We start from the raw sequence: 22300 nt of genomic DNA, 5'->3' as shown, positions 1-22300 counted from the left end.
TCCCCGCACAGAACGAGGGGGCTGACGATGCGATTCGCACTACTCACGCTTGCGACCTTGCTGGGCACGAGCGCGCTGGCAGCGCCGCCGGTCGCAGCGCAGGAAGCACAGATCCTGCAGATGCCGACGATGCAGGGCGGGCGCATCGTCTTCGTCCATGCCGGTGACTTGTGGACCGTGCCGCAGACCGGCGGCAGCGCGATCCGGCTGACCAGCGGAGTCGGGATCGAATCCAACCCGGTACTTTCTCCCGACGGCACGCGCGTCGCCTTCGCCGGCGAATACGACGGCAACGTCGACGTCTTCACTGTACCGATCGCGGGCGGCGTTCCGGTGCGCCTGACTTGGCACCCCTCCTCCGACGTCCCGGTCGGCTGGAGCGAGGACGGCGCCTCGGTGCTGTTCCGCTCGAGCCGCGACCGCAAGGTGCGTACGGCGCGGCTCTACACCGTGGCCGCGAGCGGCGGCGTCGCCAGCGACCTGCCGCTGCCCAGCGCCTACGAAGGCGCCTATGCGCCGGGTGGTCGCGCCATCGTCTACAACCGGATCGCCCCGGCCTTCGGCTACGGCTTCCGCTCCTTCGTATCCTGGGGCAACTATCGTGGCGGCACGGCAGGCAGGCTGTGGCTGACCGACCTCGACACGCTCGAGAGCCGCGAGGTGCCTCACGGCGTCGAGGCCGACTTCGCGCCGGTCTACCTTGGCGGCAAGGTCTACTTCCTGTCCGGGCGCGACGGCCCGATCTCGATCCATGCCTGGGACCCGGCGAGCGGCGCGGTGAGCCTGGTATGGCGCAACGATGGCCCTGCGATCCGCTCGCTCGCGACCGACGGGCAGTCGCTGATCTTCGACCGGCTCGGGCAGATCTACACGCTGGTGCCCGGCGGCGAGCCGGTGCGCGTGCCGATCACGGTGAGCGGCGACATGCCCGACGTGCGCCCGCGCCTGCTCGGCGTCGGCGACGAGGTCGAGAGCGTGCGCCCCTCACCGAGCGGCAAGCGCGTCGTCGTCGAGGCCCATGGCGAGATCGTCACCGTGCCTGCCAAGTACGGCGCGCCGCGCAACCTCACGCATAGCCCCGGCTCGATGGAGCGCGCCCCGGCCTGGAGCCCGGACGGCAAGGCGATCGCCTACTTCTCCGATGCTGGCGGCCAGTATGCGCTGATGGTGCAGGACGTGGGCGAGGACGAGGATGCCACGCCCGGAAAGACCCGCAGCATCGCGCTTGATGCCGGTGCGACCTACTACTTCGAGCCCGCATGGTCGCCCGATGCGAAGAAGCTGGTATTCCACGACAACCGGGACCGCCTCTGGCTCGCCGACCTAGCGACGGGCAAGGCAAGCGTCATCCTGGACACCAATACCTACGGCGGCTTTTCGGCCTCGAGCTACACCGCGGCCTTCTCGCCCGATTCGCGCTGGCTCGTTTTTCCCCGCTCCGAGCCCAACCACCAGCACGTGCTGGTGCTGCGCTCGCTCGCGACCGGAAGCGAGACGGTGCTGACCGACCCGATGGTCGATGCGATGAACCCGGCCTTCGATGCCGAAGGCAAGGTGCTCTACTACCTCGCCAGCAACAATGCCGGTCCGGTCCAGGCCGGCATCGACATGACCAGCGATCTCTATTCGGTCACGGGTTCGATCTACGCCCTGCCGCTCCTCGCCAAGACGCCCTCGCCCGTCGCCCCGCGCTCCGACGAGGAAGCGGGCGAGACAGACGAGAAGGATGAAGGCGGCGACGCCAGCAAGGACAAGAAGGCCAAGAAGGACGACGCCCCCGCGACGACCGCAATCGACCTTGCCGGACTGAAGAGCGCCGCGATCCTTGCGCGCACCGTCACGCTGCCGCTGCCACCACGCGGCTATCGCGGCTTGCAGGCCGGGCTCGAAGGCTCGCTCTACTGGATCGAGAACGAGGCGCTGAGCATGTTCGGCGGCCCCACCGGCACGCTCAAGCGCTGGGACCCCGAGGAGCGCAAGGCCGAGGTCCTCGCCGAAGGGGTGCTCGACTACGAACTCGCCGCCGGTGGCAAGAAGATCCTGCTCGCCTCTTTGCCCGAAGGGGCAGGCGAAGGCGGCGGCGCACCGCAATGGACGCTCGTCCCCGCCGACGAGAAGGCCGACGGCGACGACGTCGAGAGCCCCGCACTCGCCGCGATACAGGTCATGACCGATCCCAAGGCCGAATGGGAGCAGATGTACCGGGAGGTCTGGCGGCTCGAACGCGCCTACTTCTACGATGCGAACTTCCATGGCTACGACACCCGCGCAGCGCAGGCCGCGCTGCAGCCGCTGGTCGACGGCCTGCATTCGCGCAGCGACCTCAACTACGTCTTCCAGGAAATGCTGACCGGTTTTTCGGTCGGTCACTTGCGCGGTTTCGGCGGTGCGATTCCCAATGCCGACAAGGTCCCGGGCGGCCTGCTCGGTGCCGACTACACCCAGCGATCGGGCCGCTTCTGCTTCAGCCGGATCTACGGTGGCAGCACGCTCATGCCCGAAGTCCGCTCGCCGCTGGTCCAGCCCGGGCTCGCCATCGCCACCGGCGACTGCCTCCTCGCAATCAACGGCGTTGCCGTCGACACCTCGAGCGGCGTGCAGAAATGGCTCGAGGGCACCGCCGGCAAGCCGACCCGGCTGCGGATCGGCAATGCGCAGGGTCAGGGCGCGCGCACGGTCACCGTGGTCCCGGTCGACGACGAATTCGCACTGCGCCAGCTCGCCTGGATGGAGGACAGCCGCGCCAAGGTGGATGAACTTTCCGGCGGCAAGCTCGCCTACGTCCACGTGCCCGACACCGCCGAGGGCGGCTTCACCTACTTCAACCGCTCCTATTTCGCGCAGCGCGACAAGCTCGGCGCGATCATCGACGAGCGCTTCAACAACGGCGGCCAGCTGGCGGACTACATCGTCGAGGTCATGGCGCGAAAGCCGCTGTCCTACCTCGCCCCGCGCTATGGTTCGGTCGAGGTCTCGCCCAACGCAGCGATCTACGGACCCAAGGTCATGCTCGCCAACGAACAATCGGGCTCGGGCGGCGATGCCCTGCCCTGGATGTTCAAACGCATGGGCCTTGGCACGCTGGTGGGCAAGCGCACCTGGGGCGGCCTGGTCGGCATCGGGGACGTTCCCGTGCTGATGGACGGCGGCCGCGTCACTGCGCCCAGCGTCGGGCTCTACAATCCCAACGGCAGCTGGGACGTGGAGAACCATGGCGTAGCCCCCGACGTCGAGGTGGAGCAGGACCCCAAGCTGGTCGCGCAGGGGCACGATCCCCAGCTCGAGGCAGCCGTGGCGATCGCGCTGCAACAGCTCGCGGAAAACCCGCCCGCGCCGGTCCCGGCACGCCCGGCCTATCCGGTCTATCCCTCACGAGACTGATCCGGGGCGGGTGATCATTGCCTGGCATCCAAGCGCCCGATGCTGTGCTACACTCACCCGGCAACCCGCGAGCCGCGCGAGGAGCCCGATTCCCGGCACGACGGCAATGTGCTGCGATGACATGTATCGCGGCGCGTGCGGCACGAGGCGAAATGAACCCGATGGCGATGGAACAGGCGATGATGGCGACGACGACGGAAAACGAAGGCACACCCTCCACGCAACTCCACGATTTCGAGGTCGAGATCGCACCCGCGGACATCGACTTCATGGGCCACGTCAACAATGCCAGCTACCTGACCTGGGTGCAGTCGGCGGTGATCGCGCACTGGCGCCGCGTCGCCCCGGCCGAAGCGATTGCCGCCTTCCAATGGATCGCGCTCAAGCACGAGATCACTTACCGCCGCCCGGCCTTCCTCACGGACAAGCTCGTCGCCAGCGTGGTGCTCGAGAACGTGCGCCGCGAGAGCGCCTTCTACGAGACCACGATCAGGCGCGGACGCGAGGTGATCGCACAGGTAAAGTCGCGCTGGTGCTGCATCGATGCGCTGTCCAAGCGGCCCGCCCGTGTCAGCGCCGAGATCAAGGCCTGCTTCTTCCCCGCCTGAGCACCGCCACACCGACGCGGCAAGGGACGGCCCCCGGTGCTTCAGCCGGGCTTGCGCGCGAACCAGATCACGTGAAGCGGCTTGGCATCGCCCGGCCGTGCATCGACGTCGGCGACCTCGACCGCGAAACCGACCTCTTCCAGCCGCGTGGTGAAGGCCGCATCGGCAAAGGCCGACCAGACTGCGAGAATCCCGCCCGGACGCAGCGCCCGCATCGCCGCTTCGAGACCGAGCTTGCAGTACAGCCGATCGTTGATCAGCGTCGTCAGGCCCTCGGGACCGTTGTCGACGTCGAGCAGGATAGCGTCGTAGCCGCTCCTCGCCGCACCGATCAGCGTCGCCACGTCGGCATCGATCACCGTTACCCGCGGATCGTCGAGGCAGCCCGCCGTCACCTTGCGCATCGGGCCGCGCGCCCAGGCGATGATCTCGGGCACCAGTTCGGCGACGTAGATCGTCGCCTTCTCGTCGAGCTGCGCGAGCGCGGCGCGCAGGGTATAGCCCATGCCGTAACCGCCGATCAGCAACTGCGGCGCAGGATTGTCGCCGAGCCGCGCGCAGGTCATCGTCGCCAGCGCTTCTTCGGAGGCATTGGCCTCGGTGCTCATCAGCTCGGTGTTCTCGAGCAGGATGGTGAAGCCCTCGCCATGGCGCACCAGCTGCAATTCGACCCCGTCGGGCACGCGCGCGGTGCCGATCAGTTCCTCGCCATCCTGAAGCTTCGGGGCAAACCCGCCGGGTCCGGCATCGGGCGTAGCAAGGACAGTGCTGGCCGGGGAAGAAGTCATATGCGTGCACCCTTGGGTAAGCGGGAGCACCTGGTGTCTCTCGGCCGGGGCATGCCTACGTAACGTGAGCCCCGATTGCGGTCCTGATGGAGAAATTCGACGACAGGATCAAGCCGGGCAAGCCGCCGTCGCGCACATAAACCGTGATCAAATAATTTGCTGCTGTCGCTTCTCTATTTTTTATGCTAGGCCAAAAATTGCTGACGTCGAACTTGCGACGGGTCTCGACAATCTTGGTATAGGCGGATGAAAAATTCTGCCCCACCCGCTTGCGACGATTTCCTTTCAATTGACGATTTGACGCACGACCCGTGCTCGTAATTTTTCGAGCATTACATTCGTTTTCTGAAAGGAAACTACTATGCCGATCGGCACCGTTAAATTCTTCAATACCGACAAGGGCTACGGCTTCATCTCGCCGGAAGACGGCGGCCAGGACAGCTTCGTCCACATCACTGCCGTACAGAACGCCGGCATGGCGACGCTCGAAAAGGACCAGCGCCTTTCCTACGAAGTCGAAGTCGGCCGCAACGGCAAGGCTTCGGCCGTCAACCTGCAGTCGGCCTGACCGCGGTTCGATCGGGGCGCGTCATGCGCCCCGATCATCTTTCCAACTCAAGGAATTGTGCCTAGTGGCATTTACCCTCGACTTCTGTGAATCACGCGCCCGCGAGGCGGCCGAGGCCGCGTCCAGCGCCAAGTTGAGCAACGTGCGCGAGCGCGAACTGCGCTCCGAAGCCGCATGGCGCGCCATGGCAAACCAGATGCTGCAGGTCGAGAAGAAGCGCGTGGAGCGCCTCGCCAAGCAGGCCAAGGCCGCCGAAGAAGTCGCTACCGACCTAGACTGACGCGCGCCGCGTCCAATCCCTTTTTCAGCCTTGCCTGCCTATTCGAGCGGCAACGCGGTCTTGTAGACGACCGGGCGCAGCGCGAAGCTGGTCGTGACCTGCGCCACCCCCGCGATCGGGGTCAGGCGATAGCGCAGGAAATCCTCGAATTCGGCGAGCGAGCCGACCAGCACGCGCAGCTGGTAATCGGCCTCGCCGGTCATCAGATAACATTCCATGACCTCGGGAAAGGCCGCAATCGCCTGTTCGAAGGTGGCAAGGTGGCGATCGTCCTGGCGGTCGAGCCGCACCCGCACAAAGGCCGAGACGTGCAAGCCCACCGCATCGGGATCGACCAGCGCGACATAGCCGCTCACCACCCCGTCGGCCTCGAGCTGGCGCAGCCGCCTGAGACAGGGGCTGGGCGAGAGACCGACCCGTTCGGACAAGTCCTGATTGGAGATGCGGCCATCGGCCTGCAGTTCATGCAGGATACGGCGATTTAGCGGGTCCATCTCGATCTTCGGCATATCCCACTCATAAATGACAATTCACTGGCAGATTCTGCCCAAGCTATCGCGCTGCGCAACCAAGTTCGCAAGGACTCGCTGCAAGCCATCGCGCTAAGGTCCGCCATGGCCTCGAAGATCGCACCCACCGCCCTCTCGCCCGAACGCCGCGAGCTCGTCGAAACCCTCGAGACGCTGGAAGCGCAGCTGCGCTGGCTGTCCTCGTGGACGATCCACAACGCCAATACGCTGCGCCCCAAGCGCGACGGGCTCAAGGTCGGCGGCCATCAGGCGAGCTGCGCCTCGATGACCGCGATCATGTCGGCGCTCTACTTCCACGCGCTGCGCCCGCAGGACAAGGTCGCAGTCAAGCCGCACGCGGGGCCGGTGCTCCACGCGATCCACTATCTCCTGAACGAGCAGACCCGCGACAAGCTCGAACGCTTCCGCGGCCTCGGCGGCGTGCAGAGCTACCCCAGCCGCACCAAGGACACGATCCCCGTCGACTTCTCGACCGGGTCGGTGGGCCTGGGCGTCGCGGTCACCGCCTTTTCCAGCCTGGTGCAGGACTATCTCGTCGCGCACGGCCGGCTCGGCGAGGGGGAGACCGGGCGCATGATCGCGCTGATGGGCGATGCCGAGCTCGACGAGGGCAACATCTACGAGTGCCTCATCGAAGGCTACAAGCACGACCTCAGGAACTGCTGGTGGATCGTCGACTACAACCGCCAGTCGCTCGATGCGACCACCGCGGACCGCATGTTCCGCCGTTTCGACGACATCTTCGAGACCTGCGGCTGGCGCGTGGTCACGCTCAAGCACGGGCGCCTGCAGCGCGAGACCTTCGCGCGCCCGGGCGGCGAGGCCATCGCCGAGTGGATCGAGACCTGCCCCAATGCCGACTTCGCGGTGCTCACCTACCAGGGCGGAGCGGCCTGGCGCAGGCGGCTCGAGGCCGATCTCGCGGACAAGGCCGAGGCGCTTGGCATCGTCGCCTCATTCGACGACGAGGGCCTCGCCGCGCTGATGACCAACCTTGGCGGCCACTGTCTCGAGACGCTGACCGAGGCCTTCGACGCCTGTCAGGACGATCGTCCCACGCTGTTCATCGCCTATACCGTCAAGGGCTACGGCCTGCCGCTCGCCGGGCACAAGGACAATCACTCAGGGATGATGAATGCCCCCCAGATCGCGCAGCTGCGCGAGACCATGGGCATCGCCGAAGGGGATGAGTGGGAGCCCTATGGAGGGCTCGGCGACAACGCGACCGAGCGGCTCAAGGCCTTCGTCGCGGACAGCCCGATCGCACGCAAGCTGCGCGAGACCGGCGCGCCCGCCGTCACCGTCCCCGAGCGCTTCGAGGTTCCCGCAGGCGCCGAGATCTCGACCCAGGCCGCCTTCGGCAAGGTGCTGCACGATCTCGCCAAGTCCGACACCGAGCTTGCCGACCGCATCGTCACCACCGCGCCCGACGTGACCCAGACCACGAACCTGGGCGCCTTCGTCAACCAGCGCGGGCTGTTCCGCCGTCAGGAACTGGCCGACGTTTTCCAGCAGGCGAAGATCCCTTCGGCGCAGAAGTGGACGGCGCATGGCGCGGGCCAGCACATCGAGCTGGGCATCGCCGAGAGCAACTTCTTCCTGCTGCTGGCATCGCTCGGACTTTCCGCGGGCCATTTCGGCACGCGCCTGCTGCCAGTCGGCACCGTCTACGACCCGTTTATCGCGCGCGGCCTCGATGCGCTCAATTACGGCTGCTATCAGGACGCGCGCTTCCTGCTCGTGGGCACGCCCTCGGGGCTGACGCTTGCCGCCGAGGGCGGCGCGCACCAGTCGATCAACACCCCGCTGATCGGGATGGGCCAGCCCGGCCTGACCAGCTACGAGCCCGCCTTCGCCGACGAGGTCGCGCTGCTCATGCGCCACGCCTTCGACTACATGCAGCGCCCCGATGGCAGCGCGGTCTACTTGCGCCTCAGCACCCGTCCGGTCGCGCAGGTCGCGCGCGAGACCGATGCCTGGGAGGCCGACGCGATCAAGGGCGCCTACTGGCTGCGCGCACCGGCACCGGGCGCGGAGGCCGCGATCGTGTGCTCTGGCACCGTCGTCACCGAGGCGCTTGCGGCATGGGAAGCGCTGCGCGAGGACATTCCGGGTCTTGGCCTGCTCAACGTGACTTCGAGCGACCTGCTCCACCGCGAATGGTCGCAGCGCCATGCCGGACGCTGGACCGACGGCAAGGCCCCCGCCTGTCATGCCGAGACGCTGCTCGGCCAGCTTGCACCCGATGCTGGCCTCGTCACCGTGCTCGACGGGTCGCCCGCCGCGCTTTCGTGGCTGGGCGCAGTGCGCGGCATGCGCGTCAGTCCACTGGGCACAGACCGCTTCGGCCAGACCGGCGACCTGCCCGATCTCTACCGCAGCTACCGCCTCGATGCCGAGGCGATCATCGATGCGGCAGCGGAGCTGTTTCTCGGCGACTGAGGGCCAATACTCACCCGGACGTATCCAGATGCGGCCATCATCGGTCCGCTAACCTTCCCGCGCGATCATTCGCGGCGAGAGAGCCAGGCGCTGCCTGTCGGGAAAGGTGTGGTGGATGAAGCAGGAGCAAGTGCATCGCGCGCGGGATAGCGAGTCCCGGGCGGTCTCGCAGGATGAGGGCAAAAAGGAGCCCGGATGCGCCGGGGGCTCCCCGATCAAGGGCGAGCATTTCGGTCGGCGCGAAGTGCGCGAGGAGGTCGAACTCCTCGTCCGGCTGCGGCGCAACATCGCCAGCACGACGGTCATGCTGCGCGATCTCACCCCCCACGGGGCGCGGGTCGAGGGCGTGGGGCGGCTCGAGTCCGACGAAGTCATCAGCCTCTCGCTCCCCGGGCGGAGACCGGCGATGGCCTTCGTCGCCTGGGCCAACGGACACGGTGCAGGCCTCGAATTCGCCGAACCGCTCGATGGCCACGTCTATGCCGACATCGTCGCGCGCCACGGACGACAGCCGCATCGCCCCTGCCTCACCCCCGCCGCGCTCCTCCACGAGGAGGTGAAGCCCTGCGCCGCGCCTTGCGACGACCTTTGGCCGAGCATGGGCAACCGCTGTCCGTTCACCGACGATTGATTTCAAGCCTACGGTCCGGTCAGGCGACGACCGCTTCGAGCACGTCGAGTGTCCCGGCATCGGCATCGATCCGCGCCTCGACGCCGACCGGGATCGCCAGCTGGTTCGCGATATGACCGAAGGACAGCCCCTGAAACGCAGGCACGCCGAGCTTACCGAGGCGGTCATCGAGCACTTCGTAGAGCGTGTAGTTCGAAAAGCCGCCATCGGGGTTGTGGCATCCGGTGCACTGGCCGAAGACGATACCCGCCACCTTGTCGAGCACGCCCGCGAGGGCAAGCTGGGTGAGCATTCTGTCGATACGGTATTCGGACTCGTTGGTGTCCTCGAGGAACAGGATCGCGCCGGTGAAATCGGGTAGATACGGCGTGCCGCATAGCGCGGAGAGCACGGTCAGATTGCCGCCGAGCAGGCGCCCTTGCGCCTTGCCGCCGTGCAAGGTGCGTGGGCCGGTGCCGCGAGCGCGCAGGCTCGTTCCCGCAACCCGCTCGACCGCATAGCGCGGCGTCGCCCCCTCGAAGGCGAGCGCGCGAAAGGAATCCCAGGCGAAGGGATTCCACGAGGCCGAGGCATTGGGGCCGTGTATGCTGGGTGCGCAATGATGCGCAGCGAGCGCGAGGTGGAGCGCGGTATTGTCGGAAAAGCCGCAGAACAGCTTGGGCTTGGCCGCAATCGCCGCGAAATCGAGCAGCGGCAGGATCCGCGCCGTGCCCCAACCGCCGCGCACCGCCATGACCGCGCGCACCTCGTCGTCGGCGAACATCGCCATGAGATCGTCCGCACGCGCCGCATCGCTTCCGGCCAGATAGCCCGCACGGGCGGTGAGGTTGGGCGCGAGGCGGGGCACGAGGCCCATCGCGCGCACGGTCGCGGCGATCTCCTCCACCCCGAAGCGGTCGCCGACGAAGCCCGCTGGCGCGACGAGACCGAGCACGTCGCCTTCTCGCAGGCGCGGCGCGCGCGCGGCCTCGCGTTGCAGCCTTTCGCGCTGTCGCTCGTTTGCAGTGGCGTTAGCAGTAACGGTGGCGGGGGACGCCGACCAGACAGGCCCGGCCAGCGCGGCCGCAGTGCCAAGACCAACCATTTCCAGGACATGACGACGTGACAGCATGGCCACACCCTAACCGCGGCCTCTCGCGGCGTCTCGTCAATTCTCTCGACGTGCCGCGCCCGGGCGGCCATGGATAAGCCTATGACCGATGACGAAAAGAAACTGACCGACCGCCGCTTCTACAAGGCGGAACAGGAAGCCGACTTCGCGGACAGCCAGGAAGGCACGCTGCAGACGCAGAACCCCTCCTACCGCCTCGCCTTCCAGGACACCGAATTCCTGCTGCGCGACGAACTGCGCCCGGTGCGCTTCCAGCTCGAACTGCTCAAGCCCGAGATGCTGCTCGAGGAGGCCAACATCGGCTCGACGCTGGTGATGTATGGCTCGGCGCGCATCCCCTCGCCCGAGAAGTGCGACGAGGTTCTCGCCCGCGCCAAGACCGAGGACGAGAAGAAGGTCGCGGAGCGGCTCGTCGCCAAGGCCAAGTACTACGAAGAAGCGCGCAGGCTCGCGCAGACCGCCAGCCAGTGCGCGCTGGTCGAGAAGGGCATGCGCCAGTTCGTGGTCTGCTCGGGCGGTGGCCCCTCGATCATGGAAGCGGCCAATCGCGGCGCGGCGGACGTCGGCGCGGAATCGCTTGGCCTCAACATCGTCCTGCCGCACGAACAGGCGCCCAATCCTTACGTCACCCCGCGCCTCTCGTTCCAGTTCCACTACTTCGCGCTGAGGAAGATGCACTTCCTGCTGCGCGCGCGAGCCGTGGCGGTGTTCCCGGGTGGCTTCGGCACGCTCGACGAGATGCTCGAGATGATCACGCTGATCCAGACCGGCAAGATGAAGCCGATCCCGGTGCTGCTGTTCGGGCGCGAGTTCTGGGAGCGGGTAATCAATTTCGAGGCTCTGGCCGACGAAGGCGTGATCGCCAGGAAGGACCTCGACCTCTTCACATGGTGTGAGACCGCCGAGGAAGCCTGGAGCGCGATCCAGAAGTTCTACGAACTCGACTGCGGCTGACCCGCGCGACTGCCGCACTTCCTCCCTCCGCACCTTGGAGGACGTGCGGCGCGCGCGATCAGCGGACCGCGTGGTGGCCCATGGGCCCGTGTCCCGCGCCGAACCCGGGCGCAGCGAGCAGGGCCGCACGGACGAACTCGCGCGCATCCTCGATCGCCTCGACCAGCGGGGCACCCTGCCCCAGCAGGACCGCGATGGCGCTCGACATCGTGCAGCCGGTACCATGGGTATGGCGCGTCTCGATGCGCGGCGCGGTCCAGACCTGCACCTCCTGCCCGGGCAGGACCAGCCGGTCCTCGACCACCTCGCCCGTCGCATCCCCGCCCTTGGCGATATAGGCGATGCCGCGCGCATTCATCGCCGCATCGCCGCCAAGCGCGGCGAGTTCGCCGACATTGGGCGTCGTCAGGCAGGCAAGTTTCATCAGCCGTTCGAACGCGGCGATCGTCTCGGCATCGGCAAGCACCGAACCCGAAGTCGCGACCATGACCGGATCGAACACAACCGGCACGCCGGTCCCCTCGAGCAGGTCGGCCACGCGCTCGGCAATCGCCGCCGAGCCGAGCATGCCGATCTTGACCGCATCGACGCCGATGTCGTTCACACAGGCCTCGATCTGCGCCGCGACCATGTCCGCCGAGAGCGTCTCGACCATGGTCACCCCGCAGGTGTTCTGCGCCGTGATCGCAGTGACCGCGGTCATCGCGAAGCCGCCGAGCATGGTGATCGTCTTGATGTCGGCTTGAATCCCGGCCCCGCCCGAACTGTCGGACCCTGCAATGGAGAGAACGCGTGCGGGGGAGAGAATGCGTGCAGGAGTGCTCATTTTGCCTTGAAGCGCCTGATCTTGGAGGGCGGGTGCGAATCGTGGTGGCGCTTGGCGCGGGTCGGACGGTCGGTCAGCTCGCCTGCGCAATTGGGGCACATGTCGTCGAGGTCCTCGGCGCACTGCGCGCAATAAGTGCATTCGAACGAGCAGATGAAGGCGCCGGGCGCCTCGGCAGGAAGATCGAGGCCGCAGCGCTCGCAGTCGGGTCGCATTTCAAGGGCCATTACGCAGCCGCCTCCTCTACCGCGGTGCAGATCGCGGCGACCGCCGCCTCGACCTTCGCCGCATCGTCGCCTTCGGCCATGACCCGGATCACCGGCTCGGTGCCCGAGGGCCGGATCACCAGTCGCCCCTGCCCGGCTAGCGAGGCTTCCGCCTCGGCGATCACCGCCTTGACGCTCTCGGCCTCGAGCGGCTTGCCGCCCGCGAAGCGCACATTGCGCAGGAGCTGGGGAACGGGATCGAACAGGTGCAGCAGCTCGCTTGCCGGCTTGCCCGACTTGACCAGCGCTGCCAGCACTTGGAGCGCGGCAATCGTGCCGTCGCCAGTCGTCGCGTGGTCGAGCAGGATCATGTGACCCGACTGTTCGCCTCCGACGTTGAAGCCGCCCGAGCGCATGCGCTCGAGCACGTGGCGATCGCCCACCTTGGTACGCTCGAGCGAAAGGCCGATACCGCCCAGATACCGCTCGAGCCCGAGGTTCGACATGACCGTCGCCACCACGCCGCCGCCACGCAGTTCGCCCCGCGCGGCCAGCTGGCTGCCGATCAGCGCCATGATCTGGTCGCCGTCGACGACCTTGCCCTTCTCGTCGACCACGATCAGGCGGTCGGCATCGCCGTCGAGCGCGATGCCGATGTCCGCGCCCGAGGCGACGACGCTCTCCTGCAAGGCCTCGGGATGGGTCGAGCCGCAGCGCGCGTTGATGTTGCGCCCGTCGGGGCTAACGCCGAGCGCGACGATCTCCGCGCCCAGTTCCCAGAAGGCCGAGGGGGCGACCTGGTAGGCCGCACCATTGGCGCAATCGACCGCGATCTTGAGCCCGTCGAGCCGCACGGTCGCGGGCAGCGTGGTCTTGACCGCGTGGATGTAGCGCCCGCGCGCATCGTCGATGCGGCGCGCGCGGCCGATCTCATCGCTGGCGGCAAGTGTCACTTCCTCGCCCAGCATGCGCTCGATAGCCAGCTCGTCCTCGTCCGAGAGCTTGAAGCCGTCGGGACCGAACAGCTTGATACCGTTGTCCTCGTAAGGGTTGTGGCTGGCCGAGATCATCACGCCGACGTCGGCGCGCAGCTCGCGGGTCAGCAGCGCAACCGCAGGTGTCGGCATCGGCCCGAGCAGCACCACGTCCATGCCCACGCTCGTGAAACCGGCGGTCATCGCGTTCTCGAGCATGTAGCCCGAAAGGCGCGTGTCCTTGCCGATCACGACGCGGTGGCGGTGCGTGCCGCGCAGGAAGCGCATGCCCGCGGCCTGCCCGACCTTCATCGCCATCGCGGCGGTCATCGCCCCCTGGTTGGTGCGCCCGCGAATGCCGTCAGTGCCAAAGTACTGTTTGCTCATCGCACCCTCATAGCAGCGAGTGATGGCAAATTGCCATGTCGCGCAAGCTTGCTAAAGTCATGTTTCTCCCCAGCAAGAAGGTAGAGCATGACAGCACAGAGCGCGGCGGGCCGCATGCCCGAGATCAAGGTCCCCGGACTCTTGACGCTGGGAGGCCTTGTCGCGGGCCTGCTGGCGGGGCTCGCGCTCTCGGGCACCGATGCGCTGGAGCCGGTCGTGGCGGTGGCGGGACCGGTGGGTGCGCTGTGGCTGCAGGGCCTGCAGATGACGATCCTGCCGCTGGTCGCGGGCATGCTGTTCACCGGCATCGTCGAGACCGCCTCGGCCGCGAGCGCGGGAAAGATCGCGCGGCGCACGATCGCCTTCATCGTCGGCTCGCTCGCGCTCTCCTCGCTGATCGGCGCGGGCGTGATGACCACGCTCATCGCGCTGTTCAATCCGCCCAACGGCCTGACCCCGCCGCCCGCCTCGGCGACCCCGCAGGCCGTCCCCGGTATCGGCGACTTCTTCGAGGCGATCCTGCCGACCAACGTGGTCAGCGCAGCGGCGGACGGGGCAATGCTGCCGGTGATCATCTTCGTCGCGGTCTTCGCGGTCGCCTCGACCCGCCTCGCCGATGCGCCGCGCCAGCAGCTCGCCCTGGTCTTCGAGGGCATCGCGGGGGCCATGATGGTGGTGATCGGCTGGGTGCTGAAACTCGCGCCCGTCGGCGTCTTCGCGCTTGGCCTCAGCCTCACCGCGAGCAGCGGGCTCGATGCCATCGGCACGCTTGCGCAGTACATCGTGCTGGTGGCGAGCTGCGGCCTGGTGATCCTGCTCCTCGCCTACCCCCTCGCCGCCATCGCCGCGCGCAAGCCAATCGGCGCCTTCGCGCGCGCCGTGCTTCCGGCGCAGGTCGTCGCGATCTCCACCCAGTCCTCGCTCGCCAGCCTGCCCGCGATGCTCGCCGCCAGCCGCGAACTGCGCGTGCGCACGGCAACGGCCGAATTCGTCCTGCCGATCGCGGTCACGCTGTTTCGCGCGACGAGCCCGGCGATGAACGTCGCGGTCGCGATCTATGCCGCGCACATCGCGGGCGTGGAGCTTTCCGCAGGCGCGCTCGCGGCAGGCGTGGTCGTCGCCTTCATCACCACCTTCGGCTCGGCCTCGGTGCCCGGCACGATCACCTTCATCCTCAACATCGCCCCGGTCGCGGCGGCGATGGGCGTGCCGCTCTGGCCGCTGGGCATCCTCGTCGCGGTCGAGATGCTGCCCGACATCATGCGTACGGTGGGCAACGTGACGATGGACGTGGCGGTGACCGGCGCGGTCGACACCGGCACTTTCGGCGATGCGACCGAGGTCGAGCCCGAACGCGAGACGGTGCACTAGTGTCGATCTGAGCAATGCCCGATCGGCATTTCTGAAAGGCGGCACCGGCCCACGCCCCCATCCGGCCTCCCACAAGATACTGGCAATGGGAGGCCCGGTGGGGGCATGAGCCGGTGCCGCAAAATTCGCATCTGGCGAATTTACAACCGGACTCTCAGGGCTCGAGCTCGATGTCCCAGTAGAGCCAGTCGCGCCAGGTCTCGTGGAGGTAGTTGGGCGGGAAGGCCTTGCCGCGTTCCTGCAGCTGCCAGTTGGTCGGGCGGATCGGCTGGACGATCGGCGGCATGTTCGCCTGCTTCGGCGTACGCCCGCCCTTACGCAAGTTGCACGGTGCGCAGGCGGTGAGGATGTTCTCCCAGGACGTGCGCCCGCCGAGACGACGTGGCACGACATGGTCGAAGGTCAGGTTCTTGGGCGAACCGCAGTACTGACAGGTGAACTTGTCGCGCAGGAACAGGTTGAAGCGCGTGAATGCGGGAAACTCGGAGGGCTTCACGTATTCGCGCAGCGCGATGACCGAGGGGATCTGCATCGTCCAGCTGGGGCTGCGCACCGCGCGGTCGTAGCACGAGACGATGTCGACACGTTCGAGGCAGACCGCCTTGATCGTGGTCTGCCAAGGCCAGAGACTTAGCGGATAATAGGATAGCGGCGTGTAATCCGCATTGAGAACGAGGGCAGGACAGTCGGAAAGACTTCGGGAGGGATCATCCTCCGCGCTGCGGAACCGGGCCGCGCGCTCTATCAGCTCCGATCTGAGCATGGCCTCCTGTCGCAGGCCGTGATGACATGTTCATGGCAGCACATGTTGTCTTTGCAGCACTTGGAGGATTTGACGTCAAGTCTCGAAGAATTCGCGCGCCCGACAATCCACAGGCGACAATCCACAGGGTTGCCGGTCGGACTACTTGAGCCCGACCCCGATCACTGCGCGCGGCTGCTCCATCTCGCCCGAGGCGACCGGATAGGCGCAGTAGTCGGCGGCATAGTAGCCGGTCGGGCGGTGATTGCCCGAAAGGCCGACGCCGCCCATCGGCGCTGCATGGCTGGGCCCTGTGGTCGGGCGGTTCCAGTTGACGATGCCTGCGCGCATGTTCGCCCAGAAGCGGTTGTATTCCTGCGGCGTGCCGCCGATCAGCGAGGCAGCGAGACCGAAGCGGGTGTTGTTGGCCTCGGCGATCGCCTCGTCGAAGTCGGATACGCGGATCACCTGGAGGATCGGGCCGAACAGCTCGACGTCGGGGCGGTCCTTCATCGCGGTGGTGTCGATGATCGCGGGCGAGAGGAAGGGCAGCGTGCCGTCGGGACGCAGCAAGTGCTTGATCGGCTTGCCGCCGTGGCTGAGCAGGTAAAGGAAGCTCTCCGAAAGCCCGTCTGCCGCCGCATTGTCGATCACCGGCCCCATGAACGGAGCGGGCTCGTCAAAGGGCGCACCGACGATCAGGCGGTCGGCGAGCGCCTTAATCTCGGGCACGATGGTGTCGTAGAGCGAATCCTTGACGATCAGGCGGCGCGCGGCGGTGCAGCGCTGGCCCGCCGTCGAGAAGGCCGACTGCACGACGAGCGCGGCCGCGTCGCTGACCTTGGGCGTGTCCCACATGACCATCGCGTTGTTGCCGCCCATCTCGAGCGTGACGATCTTGTCGGGCCGCGTGGCGAGGCGGCGGTTGATCGAGATGCCGGTATTGGCCGACCCGGTGAACAGCACCCCGTCGATGCCCTCGTGCGCGACGAGCGCCTGACCCTCGGCGGGACCGCCGGGCGCGAACTGCATGACCGCAGCCGAAATCCCGGCGCGGTTGAAGCACTTCGCGAGGATCTCGCCCGATGCAGGCGCCTTCTCGCTCGGCTTGAAGACGACCGCGTTGCCCGCGATCAGCGCGGGGATGATGTGCGCGTTGGGCAAGTGCGCGGGATAGTTGAACGGGCCGAGCACGACGAGCACGCCGTGCGGCTTGTGGCGCACCGCCATCTTGCCCTGCAGCGCCGAATCGAGCTTTCGCTGGCTGGTGCGCTCGGCGTAGGAGCGGATCGAGACCTCGACCTTGTTGATTACCGCCTCAACTTCGGCATGGGCTTCCCACAGGGGCTTGCCGACCTCGCGCGCGATGGTGGCGGCGAAATTGTCGGCTTCCTTGCGCACCTCGTTGGCGAAGCGGCGCATGAGTTCCATGCGGTTGGTCAGCGGCTGCGCGGCCCAGGCCGGCCAGGCACGGCGAGCCCGCGCGACGACATCATCGACGTCGCAGACCTTGCCGCGCCACATTTCGGCACCGGTAGCCGGTTCGAACGAGATGATCTCGGCCTTGCTCACGTTCCTGTCCGTTCCCCGCTCGATCCCTGCCTCGCGCTCGAGCGTCGTTTGCGCCGTCATCGACTCGTGCCTCATACGTCTAACGCCGTGGTTCCGGTTGCCCGGGAGCCGCGACAATTGGCGTGTCATGGCACAGCCTTTACTACCGGGTTGCTAACGCGCGCGGCTTTTTCGCGAAAATCCCGGAGGTGCGATCGTTAATCAACGGTTTGCACAGCCGCCCGCGGGCAACTGCGTAAATCGTTTGCAGACGCCCCGTTATCCGCGGTCATCCGCCTTGCCAAGGGTTCAATCGACGCCCTGCCACGGCTGTCCGGCAGGTCTCGGTGCCTCGCCCAGATGTGCGCCCAGTTCGCGCAAGTCTGCGACCTTTTCCTCAAGCGCGCTCCAGTCGTCGGCCTCGTCGATCCGGGCCCAGATACGCTCGACTTCCTCGATCAGCACGTGCGGCGGCCCGGCCTGCTGCCAGAACGGCGCATCGGCGCTGCACGCCGCCTCGCGCGAGCGCAGCATGGCGTTGAAATCCTCGTCGGGCCCCGGCCGTCCGGCGCGGTGCGCGAAGAAGAACTGGTCGGGCGAGAGGCCCTTGCCGTTCATCACCTGCTCGGCAGCCTGGATGAGCGCCACGTCGGCCTCGGCCCCGCCAATATCGGCTCCATTAGCAGCGGCTCCCTCGCTTCCGGCGACGCCCGGAACGATGCCGAGGCGCCAGCAGAAGCGGCGGGTCATCGCCGCCTGGTAGAGCGCACCGAAACGGTCGAGCGCGGCGACCAGCGGCTCGGTCTCGGCAAGCGGGCGCAGCGCGACCGCGAGCTGGCCACAGTTCCACAAGAGCGCCTCGGGCTGGCGTCCGAAGGCGTAGAGCCCGGTGCGGTCGAAATAGGCGGCAGTGAACTTGGGGTCCCAGGCAGGGGCCCAGCGCCAGGGACCATAGTCGAAGCTCTCGCCCGAGATGTTCATGTTGTCGGTGTTAAGCACGCCGTGGACGAAGCCCGCGACCATCCATGCCGCGGCGAGGTCGGCCAGCCGCTCGACCACCTGATGCAGCAGGACCACCGCCGGGTTCTCGCGGTCGGGCGCATCGGCGGGCGGCAGCGGGCCGGGATAAGTCGCGAGGCCGTAGTCGACCAGCGCGGCGAGGTGCTCGTGATCGCCGAGCGCATAGAGCCTCTGGAAGCTGCCGATGCGGATATGCCCGTGGCTGAGGCGCACCAGCACCGCCGAACGGGTCGGCGAGGGCTCGTCGCCGCGCCACAGCTCCTCGCCGGTCTCGATCACCGAGAAGGTCTTGGAGGTGTCGACGCCGAGCGCCTCGAGCATCTCGGTGGCGAGGATTTCGCGCACCGCGCCCTTGAGCGTCAGGCGCCCGTCGCCGTCGCGGCTCCACGGCGTCTGGCCCGATCCCTTGGTGCCCAGGTCGAGCAGCCGCCCTCCCTCCGGCGGACCGCCATCGCGCATCTGCGCGAAGAGGAAGCCGCGCCCGTCGCCGATATCGGGATTGTAGTTGCGAAACTGATGGCCGTGATAGCGCAGCGCGAGCGGACGCTCGAGATTGCCTTCAAGCGGTTCGAAGCGGCCGAAATGCGCGATCCACTGCGCATCGTCGAGGCCATCGAGACCGACCGCCGCTGCCCAACGATCGTTGCGAAAGCGCAGTTCGTGGCGCGGGAACGGGGCGGGCGGGACGGGATCGCCGATCCACCCGGCGATCTGCGCAATGCGCGGATCGGGCCGGTAGGGGCTGGCTTTGGGTTCTGGACGCATCCCTGCGAGGTGGGGCACGCGGTCCCGCGCGTCAAGCTTGCGGGGCCGGGCCGGGTCTCGCGCACGCCGGGCGATTCCCGCGCGTTTCGCGGGACTTGGCCTCGCCCCGGGTAGGCACCCGCCAAGAGCCGCGCTAAGAGGGCCCGAGGAGCACGAGCAAGCCGGGACGCAACGCGCATGACCGATTATGAGGACCGCTTCTGGCACAGCCGGGACGGACTGGAACTGCACTACCGCGACTACCCGGCGCAGGGCCCCGATGCCGATCCGGCGCGCCCTGCCGTGCTGTGCCTGCATGGCCTGACCCGCAATGCGCGCGACTATGAACTGCTCGCCCCGCGCCTCGCCGCCGCGGGCTGGCACGTGCTGTGCCCCGATATGCGCGGGCGCGGCGACAGCGAATATGCCCGCGATTCGGCGAGCTATCGTCCCGCGCAGTACATCGAGGACGTGCTCGCGCTGATCGAGGAGGCCGGACTCGCGCGTTTCGTCGCGATCGGCACCTCGATGGGCGGTCTGCTGGTGATGGAACTGGCCACGCTCCCCGCCGAGGATCTGGCCCCGGACCGGCTCGTCGGTGCGGTGATCAACGACGTCGGCCCCTGGCTCGAACAGGCCGGGATGGAACGCATCCGCGACTATACCGGGCAGGGCCGCACTTATGCGACCTGGGTCCATGCCGCGCGCGGGCTGGAAAGCGTGCAGGGCGTGGCCCATCCCGAGCAGCCGCTCGATTTCTGGATCGGCAAGGCCAAGCGGCTGATGACGCTCTCGAGCAACGGGCGCATCGCCTTCGACTACGACATGAAGATCGCCGAACCCTTCCTCGATCTCGACCTTGCCGAGCAGAAGGACATGTGGCCCGCGTGGGAAGCGCTCGGCGGGCGCCCGGTGCTGGTGCTGCGCGGCGACCTGTCCGACGTGCTCTCGCTCAAGACACTAGCGCAGATGCTCGAGCGCCTGCCCGGTGCCGAGGCGGTGACCCTGCCTGGGGTCGGCCACGCCCCGACGCTCGATGAGAGCGCCGCAATCGAGGCGATCGAGGGCCTGCTGGCCCGGGTCGCCTGAAGCCGAGGCTGCGCGCGTGCACCTGCTCCATCTCCACTCGGGCTTCGATGCCGGCGGCAAGGAACTGCGTGCGGTTCGGCTGATGCAGGCCTTCGGGCCCGGCGTGCGCCACACGATCGTCTCGGCCCAGCCCGGCGCGCACGGCGCCGCAAGGCTGGTCGATCCCGCGCTGGAGGTCGCCTACCCGCTCGACTTTCCCTCGCTGCAGGGCCTCCCCTCGCCCGCAAGGCTGCACGCCATCGCCCGGGCGATGCGCCCCTTCGACCTCGTGCTCACCTATAACTGGGGCGCGATGGACGCGGTCATGGCCCGGCGCCTCTTCGCTCCGCTGCTTGCCCTGCCCCCGCTCGTCCACCACGAGGATGGCTTCAACCAGGACGAGGCGCAAGGGCTCAAGCCCCAACGCAACCTGTTCCGCCGCCTTGCGCTGCCCGCCGCCTCGGCGCTGGTCGTGCCCTCGCGCCGGCTCGAGGCGATCGCGCTCGAAACCTGGCACCAGCCGCGCGGGCGCGTCGTGCAGATCGTCAACGGCATCGACGCCGCAGCCTGCATCGCCACGCCGCCTGCCGACGCCATTCCCGGCCTCGTCAAGGCGCCGGGCGAGAAGTGGGTGGGCACTCTGGCAGGCCTGCGCAAGGTCAAGAACCTGCCCCGGCTGGTGCGCGCCTTCGCCGCGCTGCCGGGCGAGTGGAAGCTCGTCATTGCCGGAGAAGGCCCCGAGCGCGCCGAGATCGAGGCCGAGGCGGCAAGGCTGGACATCGCGGGTCGGGTCCATCTGCCCGGATTCGTCTCACCACCTGCCGGTGTGGTCGGCCTGTTCGACATCTTCGCGCTCTCGTCCGACAGCGAGCAGTTCCCGATCTCGCTGGTCGAGGCGATGGCCGCTGGCGTTCCCGTCGCTTCGCCCGCGGTGGGTGACGTCGCGGCGATGGTAACGCCTGCGAACCGCGATTTCGTGAGTCCTGCCGGGGACGAGACGGCGCTTGCCGCAGCGCTCGCTCGCCTCGCCGCCGACGCGGACCTGCGCGCGCGGCTGGGCGCTGCCAATCGCGCCCATGCCCGTGCCCACTACGGCGAGGACGCGATGATTTCGGCCTATCGCCGCACGTACGCACAGGCTATGGGGCGCACCTCGTTCCCGTGAGGCCGCAATCGCGGTCCCGGGTGCAGGGGAAGGCGAGACACCGAGCGCGCCGTTCAGTTCCGCTTCAGCGCGGGACGTGCAGCGATCAATCCCGTTGAAAAGCGCCATGCATGCGCTAAACACCCCCGCAACCATTCCGTTCTACCGCAGAAAGCGTGCGTAAATTGGCTCTGCCACCAGAAAATTCTCCCGCCAGCAACGATGACCGCAAGGCCGCGCAGCGCGCCGCCCAGCAGGACGTCTTCATGCGCGAAGTCGACGACGCGGTTCGCCAGGACCAGATGGAAGGCTTCATGAAGACTTGGGGCAAGCCGCTGCTCGCGGTCGTGGTCCTGGGCCTCGCCGCCTTCGGGGGCTGGCTTTACTGGAACCACCACCAGAAGTCGCTGCGCGAAGAACACGCCGAAGCCTTCATCCAGGGCCTCGACAGCGTCAAGGCGGGCAACCTCGACGATGCGAAGAGCAAGTTCGAGGCGCTCGCGGCCAAGGATGCCAAGGCCAACGCCGCGCCGGCGCAGCTGATGCTGGCCGGTATCGCGATGGAGAAGGACGACGCCACGGGCGCAGTCAAGATCTATGACCAGGTCGCCGCCGACCAGAGCGTGCCCAAGCCCTTGCGTGACCTCGCGACGGTTCGCTCCGTCGCCGCGCGCTTCGACGAGATGAAGCCGCAGGACGTGGTCGATCGCCTCAAGCCGATGGCCGCGCCGGGCAATGCCTGGTTCGGCGTTGCGGGCGAGATGGTCGCGATGGCCTACCTCAAGATGGACAAGCGCGACCAGGCCGGTCCGCTCTTCGCCGCCATCGCCAAGGACGAGAGCGTCTCCGACGACCTGCGCAGCCGCGCGCGCCAGCTGGCCGCGGTGCTGGGCGTCGATGCGATCGACGACGTCGTCGACGAGAACGGCGAGGCATTGCCCGCCGCCTCGGCCAAGAAGTGATCAAGGGACGCA

At 67.6% G+C, this 22300-nt stretch carries 20 protein-coding genes; 11 read left to right on the top strand and 9 right to left on the bottom strand.

What is annotated here, in order from left to right:
* The first annotated feature begins 27 nt into the window (after positions 1–27).
* Positions 28–3381, top strand: a complete 3354-nt coding sequence (locus I5E68_RS01365) for a S41 family peptidase (protein WP_197160050.1) — start codon at positions 28–30, stop codon at positions 3379–3381.
* Positions 3382–3563: 182 nt separating this feature from the next.
* Positions 3564–3989, top strand: a complete 426-nt coding sequence (locus tag I5E68_RS01360; RefSeq protein WP_197164413.1) for an acyl-CoA thioesterase — start codon at positions 3564–3566, stop codon at positions 3987–3989.
* Positions 3990–4030: 41 nt separating this feature from the next.
* Here the strand turns inward: I5E68_RS01360 and I5E68_RS01355 are convergent, their stop codons facing one another.
* Positions 4031–4777, bottom strand: a complete 747-nt coding sequence (locus I5E68_RS01355; protein ID WP_228726755.1) for a spermidine synthase — start codon at positions 4775–4777, stop codon at positions 4031–4033.
* Between the two features lie 361 nt (positions 4778–5138).
* On the opposite strand from I5E68_RS01355, the gene I5E68_RS01350 reads away from it, so the two are divergent.
* Both I5E68_RS01350 and I5E68_RS01345 read left to right on the top strand, forming a co-directional pair.
* Positions 5139–5345 carry a cold-shock protein gene (locus I5E68_RS01350; protein ID WP_197160042.1) on the top strand — a complete coding sequence of 69 codons (207 nt, stop codon included), beginning with the start codon at positions 5139–5141 and terminating at the stop codon, positions 5343–5345.
* A 64-nt stretch (positions 5346–5409) separates the two neighbouring features.
* On the top strand, positions 5410–5625 hold the full coding sequence (locus I5E68_RS01345; RefSeq protein ID WP_197160040.1) for a hypothetical protein: 216 nt from the start codon (positions 5410–5412) through the stop codon (positions 5623–5625).
* A 38-nt stretch (positions 5626–5663) separates the two neighbouring features.
* Here the strand turns inward: I5E68_RS01345 and I5E68_RS01340 are convergent, their stop codons facing one another.
* Positions 5664–6134, bottom strand: coding sequence for an Lrp/AsnC family transcriptional regulator (locus I5E68_RS01340; protein WP_197160038.1), 471 nt, complete (start codon positions 6132–6134; stop codon positions 5664–5666).
* Between the two features lie 105 nt (positions 6135–6239).
* Between I5E68_RS01340 and I5E68_RS01335 the strand changes: the two genes are divergently transcribed.
* Together I5E68_RS01335 and I5E68_RS20060 are read left to right on the top strand one after the other, a co-directional pair.
* Positions 6240–8597 carry a thiamine pyrophosphate-binding protein gene (locus tag I5E68_RS01335; RefSeq protein ID WP_197160037.1) on the top strand — a complete coding sequence of 786 codons (2358 nt, stop codon included), beginning with the start codon at positions 6240–6242 and terminating at the stop codon, positions 8595–8597.
* Between the two features lie 115 nt (positions 8598–8712).
* Entirely contained in the window at positions 8713–9228 is a 516-nt protein-coding gene (locus tag I5E68_RS20060; RefSeq protein WP_228726754.1) for a hypothetical protein, read from the top strand.
* Positions 9229–9247: 19 nt separating this feature from the next.
* Here the strand turns inward: I5E68_RS20060 and I5E68_RS01325 are convergent, their stop codons facing one another.
* The gene (locus I5E68_RS01325) at positions 9248–10339 is read right to left on the bottom strand and encodes a S66 peptidase family protein (protein ID WP_228726752.1); all 1092 of its coding nucleotides are present in this window, start codon (positions 10337–10339) and stop codon (positions 9248–9250) included.
* 81 nt (positions 10340–10420) lie between these two features.
* On the opposite strand from I5E68_RS01325, the gene I5E68_RS01320 reads away from it, so the two are divergent.
* Entirely contained in the window at positions 10421–11293 is an 873-nt protein-coding gene (locus I5E68_RS01320; protein WP_197160036.1) for an LOG family protein, read from the top strand.
* Positions 11294–11351: 58 nt separating this feature from the next.
* Here the strand turns inward: I5E68_RS01320 and thiD are convergent, their stop codons facing one another.
* The 3 genes from thiD to glmM are packed head-to-tail and all read right to left on the bottom strand — an operon-like array spanning position 11352 to position 13686.
* Positions 11352–12119: a bifunctional hydroxymethylpyrimidine kinase/phosphomethylpyrimidine kinase gene (gene thiD / locus I5E68_RS01315; protein ID WP_197160035.1), complete on the bottom strand. Its 768-nt coding sequence runs from the start codon at positions 12117–12119 to the stop codon at positions 11352–11354.
* Entirely contained in the window at positions 12116–12346 is a 231-nt protein-coding gene (locus tag I5E68_RS01310) for a DUF1272 domain-containing protein (RefSeq protein ID WP_197160034.1), read from the bottom strand. The genes thiD and I5E68_RS01310 overlap by 4 nt, the downstream gene beginning before the upstream one ends.
* The gene (gene glmM / locus I5E68_RS01305) at positions 12346–13686 is read right to left on the bottom strand and encodes a phosphoglucosamine mutase (protein ID WP_197160033.1); all 1341 of its coding nucleotides are present in this window, start codon (positions 13684–13686) and stop codon (positions 12346–12348) included. Before glmM ends, I5E68_RS01310 begins: the two co-directional genes overlap by 1 nt.
* Positions 13687–13773: 87 nt before the next feature.
* On the opposite strand from glmM, the gene I5E68_RS01300 reads away from it, so the two are divergent.
* Entirely contained in the window at positions 13774–15057 is a 1284-nt protein-coding gene (locus tag I5E68_RS01300) for a dicarboxylate/amino acid:cation symporter (RefSeq protein ID WP_228726750.1), read from the top strand.
* Between the two features lie 154 nt (positions 15058–15211).
* Here the strand turns inward: I5E68_RS01300 and I5E68_RS01295 are convergent, their stop codons facing one another.
* From I5E68_RS01295 to I5E68_RS01285, 3 genes are all read right to left on the bottom strand, one after another.
* Entirely contained in the window at positions 15212–15820 is a 609-nt protein-coding gene (locus tag I5E68_RS01295) for an HNH endonuclease (protein ID WP_197160032.1), read from the bottom strand.
* A gap of 141 nt (positions 15821–15961) precedes the next feature.
* Complete coding sequence (locus I5E68_RS01290) at positions 15962–17431, bottom strand: succinylglutamate-semialdehyde dehydrogenase (RefSeq protein WP_197160031.1); 1470 nt, start codon at positions 17429–17431, stop codon at positions 15962–15964.
* A gap of 228 nt (positions 17432–17659) precedes the next feature.
* On the bottom strand, positions 17660–19135 hold the full coding sequence (locus I5E68_RS01285) for a protein adenylyltransferase SelO family protein (protein WP_197164405.1): 1476 nt from the start codon (positions 19133–19135) through the stop codon (positions 17660–17662).
* Positions 19136–19312: 177 nt separating this feature from the next.
* Between I5E68_RS01285 and I5E68_RS01280 the strand changes: the two genes are divergently transcribed.
* From I5E68_RS01280 to I5E68_RS01270, 3 genes are all read left to right on the top strand, one after another.
* The gene (locus tag I5E68_RS01280) at positions 19313–20203 is read left to right on the top strand and encodes an alpha/beta fold hydrolase (RefSeq protein ID WP_197160030.1); all 891 of its coding nucleotides are present in this window, start codon (positions 19313–19315) and stop codon (positions 20201–20203) included.
* Between the two features lie 16 nt (positions 20204–20219).
* The gene (locus I5E68_RS01275) at positions 20220–21347 is read left to right on the top strand and encodes a glycosyltransferase (protein ID WP_323982056.1); all 1128 of its coding nucleotides are present in this window, start codon (positions 20220–20222) and stop codon (positions 21345–21347) included.
* Between the two features lie 164 nt (positions 21348–21511).
* Positions 21512–22288, top strand: a complete 777-nt coding sequence (locus I5E68_RS01270; RefSeq protein ID WP_197160028.1) for a tetratricopeptide repeat protein — start codon at positions 21512–21514, stop codon at positions 22286–22288.
* The last annotated feature ends 12 nt before the right edge of the window (positions 22289–22300 follow it).

The sequence above is a fragment of the Novosphingobium aureum genome (assembly GCF_015865035.1).
In the GTDB taxonomy this organism is placed as follows: Bacteria; Pseudomonadota; Alphaproteobacteria; order Sphingomonadales; family Sphingomonadaceae; genus Novosphingobium; species Novosphingobium aureum.
The sequence above is the reverse complement of the archived record's forward strand: the minus strand, read 5'-3'. Positions and strand labels throughout refer to the sequence as shown.